The organism is Calothrix sp. 336/3, assembly GCF_000734895.2.
Taxonomy (GTDB): Bacteria; Cyanobacteriota; Cyanobacteriia; order Cyanobacteriales; family Nostocaceae; genus 336-3.
This window is the reverse complement of sequence record NZ_CP011383.1, coordinates 1-14,216: the sequence shown is the minus strand read 5'-3', so window position 1 is coordinate 14,216 and position 14,216 is coordinate 1. Positions and strand designations below refer to the sequence as shown.

14 protein-coding genes are annotated in these 14,216 nt (G+C 40.5%); 6 read left to right on the top strand and 8 right to left on the bottom strand.

The features are described from left to right. Positions 1-76 precede the first annotated feature (76 nt). From IJ00_RS26315 to IJ00_RS26295, 5 genes are all read right to left on the bottom strand, one after another. On the bottom strand, positions 77-1,147 hold the full coding sequence (locus IJ00_RS26315) for an ABC transporter permease (RefSeq protein ID WP_046815071.1): 1,071 nt from the start codon (positions 1,145-1,147) through the stop codon (positions 77-79). A gap of 32 nt (positions 1,148-1,179) precedes the next feature. Further along, positions 1,180-2,676 (bottom strand): ABC transporter ATP-binding protein, encoded by a 1,497-nt coding sequence (locus tag IJ00_RS26310; RefSeq protein WP_035159828.1) that lies wholly within the window; start codon positions 2,674-2,676, stop codon positions 1,180-1,182. Between the two features lie 376 nt (positions 2,677-3,052). Beyond that, complete coding sequence (locus IJ00_RS26305; protein WP_035159827.1) at positions 3,053-4,108, bottom strand: BMP family protein; 1,056 nt, start codon at positions 4,106-4,108, stop codon at positions 3,053-3,055. A 794-nt stretch (positions 4,109-4,902) separates the two neighbouring features. Then, entirely contained in the window at positions 4,903-6,336 is a 1,434-nt protein-coding gene (locus tag IJ00_RS26300) for a S8 family serine peptidase (protein WP_035159826.1), read from the bottom strand. A 244-nt stretch (positions 6,337-6,580) separates the two neighbouring features. After that, a complete protein-coding gene (locus IJ00_RS26295) occupies positions 6,581-6,892 on the bottom strand; it encodes a hypothetical protein (protein WP_035159825.1) in 312 nt (103 codons plus the stop codon). Positions 6,893-7,418: 526 nt separating this feature from the next. Here IJ00_RS26295 and IJ00_RS26290 point away from each other — a divergent pair. Further along, entirely contained in the window at positions 7,419-8,072 is a 654-nt protein-coding gene (locus IJ00_RS26290) for a hypothetical protein (RefSeq protein WP_035159824.1), read from the top strand. A 103-nt stretch (positions 8,073-8,175) separates the two neighbouring features. After that, entirely contained in the window at positions 8,176-8,559 is a 384-nt protein-coding gene (locus IJ00_RS26285) for a hypothetical protein (RefSeq protein WP_052754564.1), read from the top strand. Between the two features lie 7 nt (positions 8,560-8,566). Here the strand turns inward: IJ00_RS26285 and IJ00_RS26280 are convergent, their stop codons facing one another. Next, positions 8,567-9,892 carry an IS4 family transposase gene (locus tag IJ00_RS26280; protein ID WP_035152048.1) on the bottom strand — a complete coding sequence of 442 codons (1,326 nt, stop codon included), beginning with the start codon at positions 9,890-9,892 and terminating at the stop codon, positions 8,567-8,569. A gap of 89 nt (positions 9,893-9,981) precedes the next feature. Here IJ00_RS26280 and IJ00_RS26275 point away from each other — a divergent pair, with 89 nt between their 5' ends. From IJ00_RS26275 to IJ00_RS26265, 3 genes are all read left to right on the top strand, one after another. Next, the gene (locus IJ00_RS26275; protein ID WP_052754563.1) at positions 9,982-10,203 is read left to right on the top strand and encodes a hypothetical protein; all 222 of its coding nucleotides are present in this window, start codon (positions 9,982-9,984) and stop codon (positions 10,201-10,203) included. Between the two features lie 87 nt (positions 10,204-10,290). After that, complete coding sequence (locus IJ00_RS26270) at positions 10,291-11,289, top strand: tyrosine-type recombinase/integrase (RefSeq protein WP_035159822.1); 999 nt, start codon at positions 10,291-10,293, stop codon at positions 11,287-11,289. A gap of 9 nt (positions 11,290-11,298) precedes the next feature. Continuing rightward, positions 11,299-11,532: a hypothetical protein gene (locus tag IJ00_RS26265; protein WP_035159821.1), complete on the top strand. Its 234-nt coding sequence runs from the start codon at positions 11,299-11,301 to the stop codon at positions 11,530-11,532. Between the two features lie 280 nt (positions 11,533-11,812). Here IJ00_RS26265 and IJ00_RS26260 read toward each other — a convergent pair whose 3' ends face one another. Beyond that, positions 11,813-12,619 carry a class I SAM-dependent methyltransferase gene (locus IJ00_RS26260; protein WP_035159820.1) on the bottom strand — a complete coding sequence of 269 codons (807 nt, stop codon included), beginning with the start codon at positions 12,617-12,619 and terminating at the stop codon, positions 11,813-11,815. A 797-nt stretch (positions 12,620-13,416) separates the two neighbouring features. Between IJ00_RS26260 and IJ00_RS26255 the strand changes: the two genes are divergently transcribed. Further along, on the top strand, positions 13,417-13,740 hold the full coding sequence (locus IJ00_RS26255; protein ID WP_035159817.1) for a hypothetical protein: 324 nt from the start codon (positions 13,417-13,419) through the stop codon (positions 13,738-13,740). Positions 13,741-13,903: 163 nt separating this feature from the next. Here the strand turns inward: IJ00_RS26255 and IJ00_RS28560 are convergent, their stop codons facing one another. Next, positions 13,904-14,140, bottom strand: coding sequence for a hypothetical protein (locus IJ00_RS28560; protein WP_144416131.1), 237 nt, complete (start codon positions 14,138-14,140; stop codon positions 13,904-13,906). Positions 14,141-14,216 lie beyond the last annotated feature (76 nt).

Here is a 14,216-nt window from a genome sequence, read left to right as displayed (position 1 = left end):
GTGTAATTAATTTTGCTACTTATTGTTTTCCGAGAGTGACAAAACAGGGCTAATCCACGTCTATCTAGATTTGTGGTTATTTTTTGACTCGATATTCTAAAGCCAAGCTCATGGCAATAAATAATACAGTCATACCTTGAATAGCGTACACTACTGTCACAGGTACACCTGCACTGCGTTGCATCACATTTGCACCACTTCGCAAAGCGCCAAAAAATAATGAAGCTAGTACTACACCGATAACGCTACCGCGACTGAGAAAGGCGATCGCGATCGCATCAAATCCGTATCCAGGAGAAACTACGTCAAAAAGTCGATATTTCAACCCCATAACTTCGCAACTACCTGCCAAACCAGCTAAACCACCAGCTAAGGTCATAACTAAAATAACGGTGCGTTGTACGGAAATACCTGCATAATGGGAAGCATTGGGGTTAAATCCAACTGCTTCGATCTGATAACCGAGGGTGGAACGGTTCAGGATTAACCAGACAATTATTGCTGTTATTAAACTTAGTACAATTCCTGCATGGGCAAGACTTCCAAACAAAATAATTGGTAGTTGTGCAGATTTAGCAATTAATGGTGAATAGGGACTTGGTGCATTCAGCTCTTTCAATGGGTTTTGGACTAAATAACTAATGAAATAAATCCCTATGTAGTTCAAAAGAAGCGTAGTAATAACTTCATTTACTCCCCGAATTGCTTTGAGATAACCTGGTATAAAACCCCAAATTCCACCAAATATAAATCCTGCTAATAACGCCAGGGGTATGTGAATGAATGTAGGTAAATTTTGCAGATATAAACCAATTAGAGCACTACCCAAAGCACCTAAATAAATTTGTCCTTCCCCACCTATATTATATTGTCCAGCTTTCAAGGCGATTAATACACCTAAGCTACTGAATAATAACGGTGTCATCTTGGTAAGGGTATTACCAAATCCAAAGTATGTTAGGAGAGATTCTTGGAATAATGCAGTGTAGGCAATGATAGGGCTTGCACCTGCGATAATAATCAAGATTACACCAACCAAAAGCGCGGAGATAATGGCAATCAGTGGTGAAATTATTGGTCTGATAAATTTACTCAATTTAGTCACGATCGTTCCAGTTAAACCTACTAGTAGCGTGCGGTTTTTCATTTGTCCTGGTGTACGCAGTTCATGATGGCTACTTACGATATTTTTACACCTGACATTAATAAGCCAATTTCCTCAACCGTTGCCATCGCAGCATCTAACATACCAATAAACTCACCTCGATAGATTACAGCAATTCTGTCGCTCATCGTCATTATTTCTTCTAACTCGGTGGAAATATACAAAATCGCTGCACCTCTTTGTTTTTCTGCTAATAATCGTCGCCGTACCGCTTCTGTTGCACCAATATCTAAACCTCTTGTTGGTTGCATTGCCACAATCAGTTCCGGTTCTCCTGATAGTTCTCGTGCTAGGATGATTTTTTGTTGGTTACCTCCCGAAAGTTGTCTGGCTTTGATATGTATGTCATTTACACGAATATCAAATTCTGTGATTGCAGAAATAGCATTATTCTTAATTACATCCCGTTGTAAGAAACCATAACGAGAAAAAGGCAGTTTTTTAAAAAGCTTTAATATCAAATTTTGGGATATATCAAACTCCATTACCAAGCCATTTTTTTGCCTGTCTTCGGGTATATATGCCAATCTCAATTTTTCTTCTCTTGTAGATACCAGAGATGGGTTAGGGGATGGAGAAATTTTACCTTTTTTTATCTTCCTTAACCCACAAATCGCATCAGCTAACTCTCGTTGTCCATTGCCATCAACACCAGCAACACCTAAAATTTCCCCTTGCCGCAGTTCAAAAGATATATTTTTAACAGCAGTTACACCTTGATCGCCAACCACTTGTAAATTTTGCACCGAAAGGACTATTTCTCCCGATGTAACTGGCTTTCGTTCGAGTTGTAAATTAATGGCTTTACCTATCATTAAATCGGCTAATTGTTGTGGTGTTGTTTCTTTGGTGGTAGTGCTTGCTACGACTTTTCCCCCCCGTAGAACAGTAACGCGATCGCACAACTCAATAACTTCTTCTAATTTGTGGCTGATAAAAATAATTGTATGTCCGTTTGCTGCCAATTGACGCAGAATATTTATTAGAGATCGTACTTCTAGAGGTGTGAGAACTGCCGTTGGTTCGTCAAGAATTAATAACTTTGCTTGACGGTAGAGAACTTTGATAATTTCTACACGCTGTTGCATTCCCACAGGTAGATTTTCTACTTTGGCTGTCGGGTCAATTTCTAAATTATATAATTGGGATAATTTAGCAATTTCAGCTTGCTTTTCTCTTAAATTTAAATGTAAGTTATTATCAGTTCCCAAAATAATATTTTCAGTCACAGTTAATTGGGGTATAAGCATGAAATGCTGATGAATCATACCTATACCCAGTTTAATTGCTATAGCTGGCGAAGAAATTTTAATAGGATTTTTATTTATAAGTATTCGTCCGCTATCTGGCTGATATATGCCACTAATAATATTCATTAATGTACTTTTACCTGCACCATTCTCGCCAAGGATAGCGTGAATTACACCTATTTCAATATTTAAGTTTATATTATCATTGGCAATAAAATCACCAAAGCTTTTAGTAATATTTTCTAAATCTAAGTATGACATTTATATATTAAGTTTATAAGTAGGAAAGTACAATTAAATTAGGACTTAAGTAAGTTGGTGAGAATAAACCTAACTATGTAACAGATTGTAAAATCGGCATAACCCTTGCGTTCGCGTAGCGTGTCCGAATTAAGTAAGTCGATGAAAATAAACCCAACTATGTAACAGAATGTAAAATTGACAAAACCGTTGCGGTTGCTAGAGCCTACGGCACGCTACGCGTTTACAAAGTATAGCGAAGCTTACGTTTCATTCGCAATGACATACATTGAAATTTTCACACCGACCTACTTGTGCTTCATTTCACGTCGTTTCATTCGCAATGACTGACATAACGTGAATTATTTAAGCCGTTCTACTTACTTAGGACGTTTTTCTAAACAGTTGCCTTATTGACACAAAATGTATCTTTACCTGCATTTTTACAAACTGGAAAAGTAATTTTTTTATTAACTATTTCTTGACTACTGCTTAATGCCTGCTTTTGAACTGCCTCCGGTACTAATTGATTAAATTTGCCTAAAGTCAAAATATCTGGACGTTCTAAACCTAATTTATAAATCTGTCCTTTGATTTGCTTTTGTTTTGCTAGTTCGGTCAAATATACAATTGCCGCATCGAGATGTTTGACAGCACTTGTTAAAACAGCTTTTGGTGCTACTTCTAACTGGTCATTAGTATTACCAAATGCATATACATTTTTATCGCTTGCAGTTTGTAAAACTGTCGCAGAGGAACTATCCAACCATTGATAAATAACATCAACTCCAGTGGAAATTAAAGCCAATGTTACTTCTTTGGCTTTCGCAACATCATTCCAATCACCTGTAAAACTCGAACTGACTTGAATCTCTTTTTTAATTGATTTTGCACCCAATTCAAACCCACGTAATTCTTCTTGGGTTGCTTGAAATTCCTGACCTGCAATATAAGCTAATTTATTCGATTTTGTCATTGCAGCAGCAATAATTCCGCACAAATAACTTGCTTGCAAATGGTCTAATCTTAAAGAAGCAATATTGGCACCACTGATATTACCATTAACACCGACAAAAAATGTATTGGGAAACTGGGATGCTATTTGTTGAATTGCCGCATCAAATTGTCCCCCATGGGCAAACACTAAATTATAACCGCGACGGGCAAAGTCAGATAACACTTCTGTTTGGTCGGATTGTGCAACTTTTTCAACATGTGCTATCTCTACTCCTAGCTTTTGCTTGGCTAGCTGTACACCTTCATAACCCGACTGATTCCAAGCCTTATCTGATATTAAACCGGGAAGCGCGATCGCAACTTTAAAATTATTACTACCACTTGTGTTTGATGATGGTGTTGTCTCTTTATTGACACAGCTTTTCAGTAGCAAGCTACCACCAACTACAGATGAAGCATAAACAATAAATTTACGTCTACCTAAGTTTGCAGCCATCCTCAACACCCACGAGATATTTACTCTAGTTTTAATAATGTACAGGTATATCTCTAATTTTGGAACTAGAGCGCGTCATTAGGTACGAATCCATTTGAAAATTTAGATGGTGCGTTATATCATGTCCACTTGAATACTTGTAATTAAAGTAGCAGGATTGCCCTGAGCGATCGCCCCCTTTCTGCAAAAATCTACAATTAAAAGTCTACTGCTACCTAGACTGAGATTTAAGGATGGTTGACACACATCTTGCACCAAGAAAAATTGATGTAATTTTATTACTCGGTAAAAAAGTAAAACCCCTGATTTAGCTATGAAAACCCATAAAAAATGGGTAATCCCTCTTTTGTTACCTTGGGGAAAGAATAATCCGAAATTATTATATTTACGTCTTTTTTCAATAAAGGAATTTAAATGACAAAATTAAGACGCGACCGCACAATTCATTATTTTGTTTAGTTTTCAGAGTAGAGATAGTATTTTTCTCTCCTCGTAGTAACAAAAGAGGGGTAATACCATTTCACGAAAAATCTGATACAGATGTAAATCCTGAAAGCTTTGCTGCATCTAAGTTTTTTAATTGCGAATTGCGTTAGCGTTAGCTCTCCCGCAGGGAGCATTGCGAATTGTGAATTGGTATAACTTTATCGCACATCTTTTTACTTTATATGTGATTTTACGTAGAGGTGCAAAATCTGAGTTGAGGCTCAAACAACGGTAAATTAAGGTTTTTGACAATTAGCTTTACAAAAGTTTAGAACGTGTTCCATTTTGCACATATCTAGGCGGCTACCCTAGGTAGAACGAGCCAGCTGATAGGCACCATGAGCATCCACCAACCCGGCTCCCGTTGCTCCGTCATATCCATTACCTGCGAGTTGTCCTTCTGGAGTAGTTAAACAGGTTCCATTGCTACGTCCAGTTTTCACATCCCTTGCTGATGCGCGCAAAATAGCTTTAATCCTCGCTGGTGATAAATCTGGTTGTATTTGCTTGAGCAAAGCGCAAACACCTGCAATTTGGGGAGATGCAGCACTGGTGCCGCTAATTACTGCCCAACCATCATTAGTTGCGGTTTCGTCTTTATTAGGATAGCCTGAACCACCCAAACGCTTGTCGATGCGGCAATCGGGTTCCACGGGCAACATAATATAAATGCCACGGGGTTTCATCCCCACCAATCCGCAGACATCGGGAACATGGCGACCTGGATAAATGATACTATCAAAGCTACTAGAATAGTCGGATGCTTCTAACTTAAAGTCTTCTCCGTCCAAGCTGTTATGGGCATAGACACCACCAACAGCAATAACATCAGGCATCATCGCTGGAAAGACAGCCTGACCGTTACCTGCGGAGAAACAAACGGTGATACCTCGCTGATTTACTGCTTCTATGACTGCGGCTTCGAGGGGTTTGAGGAAATTGGGTAGGGTGTCCCGGCAGACAGTAAAACCCCAACTGTTAGTTATGATTGCGGGATGGAGGTCGGAAGCTATTTTAAATGCTAGGGTTGAGTTTGAGCCAATTTTGATTCCGATAAAATCAATATCTGGGGCATTTGCAAAAATATTGGCAGCCTCTGCTGTTCCGTGCCCACTCTCATCCCGTTCAAGGTTGGTTGCATCGGGAGCAAGGGTTGCTTGGTAATTGTAACCATGCCATTTATAGAAGGGATGTTTGTAGAATCCACTATCGACCATTGCTACCAAAACGCCTTTTCCGGTGACACCTGCTTTGTGAACTTGTGTTGAACGAAATAGGGTTGCCACATCTGCGGGAACTGTCAGATGGTGGTAGCTAACACGCGGTGGGAGGGGAGACTCCAATAAGGTAGGTGGGCTTTGGGGGTAGGCACGTTCGAGCAATTCTGCTAATTCTGGTGGGATTGTAAAGGGAGCATCAGCAATGTGGGATAGGTAGGTGACTTCACCGATACTCGGACTGACAGTTTGGCTTCTTGGCTCAACTCGCGTGCTAAAAACCCTTTCCCACAGTTCTTTTGGTGCTTCAGCGCTAATGGAAAAGGTACCGATGTGACGAATTTGAAAGCCTAGGGCTTGAAGGGCTGCTGCGGCTTGGGTTGCCCGTCCTGGGGAGGGTGTAAATTGTTGGATGTTGTCTGGTTCGAGATAGGTATTAGCTGCAAACATAGACTCACCAGTTTGCGATCGCAACACCGCTTCAAAGTACACACGGTCTTCTTGATTCTCCGCAAGATATGTCATAGTCTCGATGATTTTCCTGTCTTCTAAGTTGAGAGTAAGTCAGTCTTTGAGTGATTCACAAGATATGTCATAGTCTCGATGATTTTCCTGTCTTCTAAGTTGAGAGTAAGTCAGTCTTTGAGTGATTCACAAGATATGCCATAGTCTCGATGATTTTCTTGTCTTCTAAGTTGAGAGTAAGTCAGTCTTTGAGTGATTCACAAGATATGTCATGTTCTCGATGATTTTCCTGTCTTCGGCTTTGTTATGGCAAAAATTCTGATGGTTCTAAAAAAGTTACCTCAGCAATTAGACCTTGGAGTTCTTCAGGAAGAATAAGACGATTTGTGTCTGCCGTCAAATATGTAACCTCATTTTCTATCTCTGTTATCGTAGTTTTCTGTTGCTGCTGGAAACAGATATGAAAGGTTGACTCCCATAGCTGACGTGGTGCTTGGATGCTAATGGTTTGACTGATATGCAGAATTTGAAAGCCCAGCCGTTGCAGCAATAAAGCAGCTTGTTTCGATTGATTGGGTAAAGGTCGAATTTCGGCGGGAATGAGATGTTGAACCATGGTTAGGGAGGCAAACTGGAAATACTTACTGCTAAATAAACCGCGATCGCTCAATTTTAAATCGGGAAAAAACCAATGGGATGAAATAACTGGAGGCGATTAGGAAGTTTCAATTCCTGATAGGGATTAATTTGAGCTGTAACACGGGGTAAAAGTAGCGGTGCCTGAAGCCGTTCGTGTTAGCGGCGCAAAGCGCTAAAGTGAGGCGCTGTGCTGTTAGCGTAGCTTGGCGTAAGCCGTTAACACAGAGATAGGAGGAGCATTACCTCCCTGGTGGATTACCTAAACTGTCACACAAAGAAAATTGCTTGTTTGGCGATCGCTATAATTTTCAAGAGCATCTCAGTCAAAGCGATCGCAACCTCTAATTAAGTAATACAAAAATACTATTAAAAGCAATAACTATCAAGTATAATGACCGCGTGTTGAGCCTTGTGACGAAGTAATGCAAACTGCATCCAGTCAAAATCAAATTAGTGCTACTTGAAAACCCTCTCTCACTCACATAAGGCGTAGAAGATTACTTATGATAGACCGTTATCAAGAATGGATAAATCATGTTTTCAACCATCCGGTACATGACCCACAATGGTATTTCGATGTTGATGCACCGAAATTTGAGGTTAGCGATATAGAGTTTACTTCTCTATTTATAAAAACAATGGATAGATGTGGCATTGACTTGTTACAATTCGATGATGCTCAGGTCAATCAGGGACTTTGGTATATTTTCTTGAATGCCTGCTCTGATTATATGTTCCAACTAAAGAGTGTTTCTGTTCCTCGTGAGGATAAAGCAAGAGCAATTGTTGCTATCAAACATTTGTATTCTGACTGCTTTGAAAAACGTTGTACTCCCACTCTGAGCCATCTTGATGAGCCTAGTTCACCGTTAAATGATATTTGCTATATGTTATGGGATATTACTCCTCTTAATTACTGGGAAGGCTCTGATGATAAAGAGTTTTTATATGAACAGGTTGTTGAGGTGTTAGCGTTTGCTCTTAAATCACCAAATATTGCTTGTGTGGAAAGTGCATTGCATGGGCTTGGTCACACTCAAATGGAAGCACCGAAATTAGTGGAGCAAGTTCTAGATGAATTTCTAGGGGAGAATAAGCTATTGAGTGAAGACCTGGTGTCTTATGCAGAAATTGCTAAAACTGGCTATATTATGTAGCTGATGTATGTGATGTTGCGATACTCTCCAGAGCGGCGATCGCACTCCCTAACCCCTCACTCCGGTAAAATATCTACACTACCGTACATAAATAAGTGTAGATATGGCAATTGAACGGGAATCCATTAACTTCAAACTCCCCAAATCCTTAACAGCAGCCCTACGCAAAGCTGCCAGGGAACGCAAAACCACTGCCACCGAATTGGTAATCCAGGGACTATACCATATTTTGGGTGATGTACCAGGTGTAGAAGCTAGTATAGAAGTGCGCTTGTATCAACTAGAAGAAGAGTTTTTTAGTTTCAAAGAAAGTATTGGGTCAAGTGCCAACCACCCCCAGGATGAAACCAGGTTAAGCAACTTAGAGGGGAAACTTGAAGCCCTAAGTACTCAACTTGCCAGGTTTGAGGGGGCGTTGATGCAGCTGCAATCTAGTGTAAACACATCCCGTTCTCGTAAATCAAGTTATTATCCCCAGCAAGATTAGTAACAAGTTAAGGAAAAGCAGGAATTGTCAAGGGTAAAGGAAAAGGCGATAAGTCAAGGGTTTGAGGCTCTTTTCGTATTGTCTTAACAACATCAAGGTTTTTGTTCTCTGGAGCAGCAAAAAATAAAACTGGATCGGTTGCTCGACCCTTGTTATAAGCATGATTAAAATGGTAAAGCCCACGAAAAATCATCTCTAAAGAAATGCGTTCAAACGGGAGGGCTATTTCATCAGCAACAGCATCTGCAAGGTCGATTAAAACTGCATAAAATAACCAAGTTGCCCAAACTTGAAGCTTGACACCATTGACAGAACCTGTCCAGAGATAACTTAACCCCAGCAAGCGTTTGGCAGTATTAAATGCCTCTTCGATTCTCCATCGTTTCGCATAAAGATCGGCAACGACATAAGGTGGAAGAATTTGAGGATCTAAAACTGAAGTAACATAGGCATACCAAGTCTTGCCTTGCTTGACTTCAATGAGACGTAAACGTAATATTTTTTGGTGTTTATCCTCTGTGTTGAAGGAAATTATCCGGTCTCGAAGTGTGTAGTCGTAGCTGAAAATTCGCTCAACATCAAATACTGCATTTGATTTGATGCGAGTAATAAAATCAACCTGTTTGGCAATCAAGCGCAAGAAAAAACCAAAATCATAAAAGCCACGGTCGAGAACTAGCAAGGTTTTAGCACTAGCAATATTAATTAAATCATCGAGAAAATTAGTATCATGTGCTAAGGGATTAGTATGAAACCAAACTTGTACGGGTAATCGTGTTAACAAATCAATCACTGTACATATTTTGCCGGCTAACTTACCTTGTGGAACATCTTTTAAACTATCTAATTTACGAAATAAAGCTTCGAGTGTTGACCCGTCCGCAATCCATATATTCACAAAATGCTTCTTGGCATATTTGACTGCTGCTGGTAGGGTTCGTTTTTCGCGAAGAAGCCAACGCGATTTCAACAATGGTAACAAATCGTGAAACACTCGTTCAAATAGTTCTGCTGGAAAACTGAGAAACCTCTGTGACAACCCCTGCTGTGATACTTTAACAGCTTTACCCCATAACAATTCCTCCTGCTCCAACATTCGAGTTAGTTCATGTACTGATGCTACTTGCCGCCAAATCACAGTTAACATCGCTGCAACCATTAATGACAGATTAAGTATACGGTCGCGTAATCCAAGGCTTCGATAATAGGCACTTTGAGCGTATATTGCTGGACTCAGCAAATTTTTTAAGTGTTCGCTTATTGCTTCATTATCCGCAAGTGGGGTGTTTCGACGACGAACATGGTCAGGGTTTCTCGGTTTTTTGGTTGGCATGATTTTGAACCAAAAGATGCACTATTACTAGTTTCTCAGCTTTTTGAGTCCCTCTATACTGCTCTTGACAAAACCTCAAAAACCTTAACTTGTCACGAATCCCCCAGCAATATAGCCAAACACCACCCCAAATTGAACCCTTGGATGAGGAAAGATTTGCCATGCGTCTCAGTACAAATGCTCCCACGGTGCGCGAACGTAGAGAAACTATGAGCCAGGAAGAATTTGAGAAATGGTGTAGGGAGCGTGACCCCAATAAACGCAAGTGGAGATATAACCCCAAAGATGGACTGTACCACCCAGTGAAATAACTTACTTGGATTGTTAACTATCAGCTCTGCTTGTGTGAGTAAATAGAATAGTGCGGAAAGCGACATTATCACACTATTTATTCTGCTATGTCTGACCACTTACCTTTGAGTGTTACTGTTCTGGAAAATGCCTATGCCCTGACTATTGGCTCGGATTTTTGTATCGATGGCGACCCTGATGTTATTGAACAGCTACTCTCAGACACGCGATCGCCTAATACAAAAAGGGCTTACCAGAAAGATTTGAATGATTTTTTCTTATTTATCTCAGGTAAGTCACCTTCACAGGATTTGGTGTTAGAGTTTTTACACCTAGAACAGCGTCACGCGGTGGCGGTGGTGTTGAAATATAAGGCATATTTGGTAAATAAGAAACAATTGGCAGAAGCAACGGTAAATCGAAGACTGAGTGCAATTAAGTCCCTGACGGTAATGGGGCGCAAGTTAGGGGCTTGTAACTATACCCTAGAAGATATTAAGGGTGAAAAAGTTGAGTCCTATAGGGATACCACGGGTATAGCTGCCACAGATTTTGCTAAGGTGTTGGGGTTGGTGGATAGAGAGACACTCAAAGGTAAACGGGATTATGCCATACTGCGTTTACTTTGGGATAATGCCCTGCGGCGGAGTGAAGTCTGCAACTTGAATGTGGGTGATTTTGATGCTGCTTCTAGTACCCTATCTATATTAGGTAAGGGGAAGGGTACACAAAAAATAGTGGTGGATTTGAGTCGCAAGACGGTAGAAGCTGTAGCTGATTGGTTAATTGCCAGTAAAAGAGCCACCAGAACTAGACAGCCTTTGTTTACGGTGATTGCATATAACGGTAATGGTAAGCGTTTGAGTGGGGAAGCGATTCGACGATTAGTGTCGGGATTATGCAAAGAAGTGGGTATTACCAAACAAATGTCACCGCACCGAATTAGACATAGTTCGATTACAACTGTGTTGGATAAGAATAATGGGAATTATCGGGCAACTCAAAGGTTTAGCCGTCATGCCAAACCTGATACAGTGATGAAATATGATGACAATCGGCAGAAGTTGCAGAAACAGATGACTGATATTTTGGCAGATTTGGTGTGAGGGGAAAATATGAAAGTTTCATTTGAAAAAACTTATCCAAATATTGCTCGTTGGGTGGATGAACATGAAGGCTGGATTGAAATTGGTTATGACGTAGATAGTCCTCTCAATTCTTTTATCCGCGCACTCGATTGTGGTGGAATGCTCTGGGAAGGGAAAGAAAGTTATGAAAGCATAGACGCAGCACTGCAAGATTTAAATGTGGGGCTAGAAGCTGTATTCAAAGAGATTTATGGTGAATAAGTTATTTCAAATACCCTTGATTAGCCACACGAATTGTTGTATTCATACCCTAAACAAGCTTGATAGTAGAGGATTGTATTTGCCTGGGTAGTTCTGGGGGAAAAGACGAAGGGGGCGATCGCATAGCGTTAGTGGCAGAAATTGAACGGTTGTTGTGGGAAGTTTCTTGCACTTAATTTACTGGTATTAATTAAACGAAGATATTTAAAACAATTCAAGGAATCTCAACTATTATTTTCAGGTTGAGGGAATAGGGCTGTAGCATTCGTCTCCTCAAAGCTTACCTTCTTGCCCAAATTTGGGTGACACGAGCAATGCCAAACATTGTAGTTTTATCCAAAGCCAGTTCTTTTAATTGAGCAGATGTTTGGTCAAATTCGCTTGTCGTTGTCAGTCCAGCCTCAATTAGAGCGTTTCTTGCCTCCATCAGTGACAAATCTACAATACGCTTGTTTTCCCCATGTATCACAACGGGCTGCACAAAGGACATTTCTGGAGTGCCAAACCCAACCTCCAGAAATATCTGGTAGAGCATGGTTCCCATACAAAAGTTATGACCTCTTTCTTTTGAAAGGGCAATTAACATTTCATAACAACGGTCATGAGCCGCAAAGGATGGCTCACAAAAAGCCGTACTAAAATCTGCTTCTTCACACACAAGTAATCCACCGGGTTTGAGGAGCGATCGCATTTCAAGAAGCGCATCACTGGGGTGATTAAGATGCATCAACAAAAAGCGGCAGTAAACTAAATCGAAGGATTCTTTAGGTAATGCAGTATCATAGGCACTTCCAGAGACAAATGTTATATTGCCTCCGTTGAGAGATTTTGCTTGAGAGCGTGCTATGTCTAGCTGTGCCTCACTCATATCTACACCATAAACTGAACCACTAAGCCCAACTTTGGATGCCATTAAAAAAGAGACATTCCCTGTGCCGCAGCCAATGTCTGCTACATGCATTCCTTGTGACAATCCTGCTCGTTGCAGTAAAAACTCAGTATATGGCTGGTGGATTGCATTGAGGATTTGTAAGCGATATGCTCCTGACTCTCCAGTGGCGAGTGTGTATCCCTTGTCTTGTCTCATTTGTCCCCCATACCGTAATGATTAAATTTCAGTCATTGTAACGCTGAATCATACAATATATACTACAAATTGCCCTCACCCCTTCTTCCCCACCCATTCCCTACCCGCAGCTTCCGCCGCATCTGTTGTGTAAAAAATCACTATTGACCCATATACCGTACCATCAGGGTTAATTATCCGAAACTATCAGCAATGACTTTGAGTAGCGCGATTATCAAATTGACATAGTTCGGTGATAGAACAGAGGTGTTCTCGTTGCCATTGCATAGAGTTTAGTGTACGATGGCGCACTCTCCCGTATGATGCGATCGCTGCCAAATTAATCAAAATTCATCAACCTACACACCGCACTCATATTAAAATCTTAAAAACCCATAACCTTGGTTAAAGATGACATTCACCCATTCGCTTTACCCAGAAAATTGGTCAGAAATTGCCCTATCAGTGAAACAAGAGGCTGGATGGTGTTGTCAAAGGTGTGGATTAAAATGCATTGCTCCAGGTGAAGACACATCAAAACTATCCTTCTCCCAACGCAGAGTTTACACCCTACAGGTACATCATTGGGATAGGAATCCTGCAAATAACCATAGAGAAAACCTTATAGCTCTATGTAGTGGGTGTCATCTTCATTACCATCAAGGTGGGAAGTCGAATGTTTCACCTGGGCAGTTGTCTTTGTGGTAGGTAATGTAGAAAATACTCTATACAAAGGTATTAATGCGAACAAAGTACAGAGTAGTATACTTTATCAAGCATGGCGTTGCTGAAGTAAAGAATTACTAGGAGAAAAAGCAATGAGCAATCAACAAGAGTTTCCTAAAGAGCCAGAAACATTGCGACTGCTCCGTCATAAAGTATCAATTGCCAATGAGAGTGCCTGGGATGCATCGGAGACAGACTTGTTTTCTGATGCTAAAAGTGATGTTTACGACGTTTTAGATTTGCTTTCCACAACGTTGGATTTATCACCTGAAGTAAAACAGCAATTATTACCTGTGGCAGAAGAAGGTTGGAAGGCGATTATTGATAAAAGCAGTGAAAATCGAGTCAGAGGGATGAAAGCTTCATCAATTATGGCTAATTTAGGTCGAAAAATCGATGAGATATTGAACCTTTAACTAAGTAATATTGAATGACAATTAACCGTGCTTATATCCCCACACACAAGGGGATGGGATTTTACACGCGAGCAATAAAATCTAACCCTACTCCCTATCCGTAGCTTGCAACACATATGTTGTGTAAAAAATTACTATTAACCCATATACCGTACCATCAGGGCTAATCACCCGAAACCATCAGTAATGAGTTTGAGTAGGGCGATCGCCCTAGCCACCTTAGTGGGAATCCTAAGAAGGAAGGGGATTGCTGAGATAGCTGTATGGATAAGTTGTGTCGCTCCAACACCCGCAAAGTTGAACCCAGTCCAGGGTCAACCACATCAGCCTCTTTGAGCAATCTGTGCAATAAGGTTTCATGGCTTGTGGGTTCAAAATAATATTGCAAATTACGCCACACCGCAGCCTTTTCTCTGCTTATCCCTCTTTTGTTACTTTAGGAAGAGAAAAATTGACAAGAGGTTCAACTAGCAACA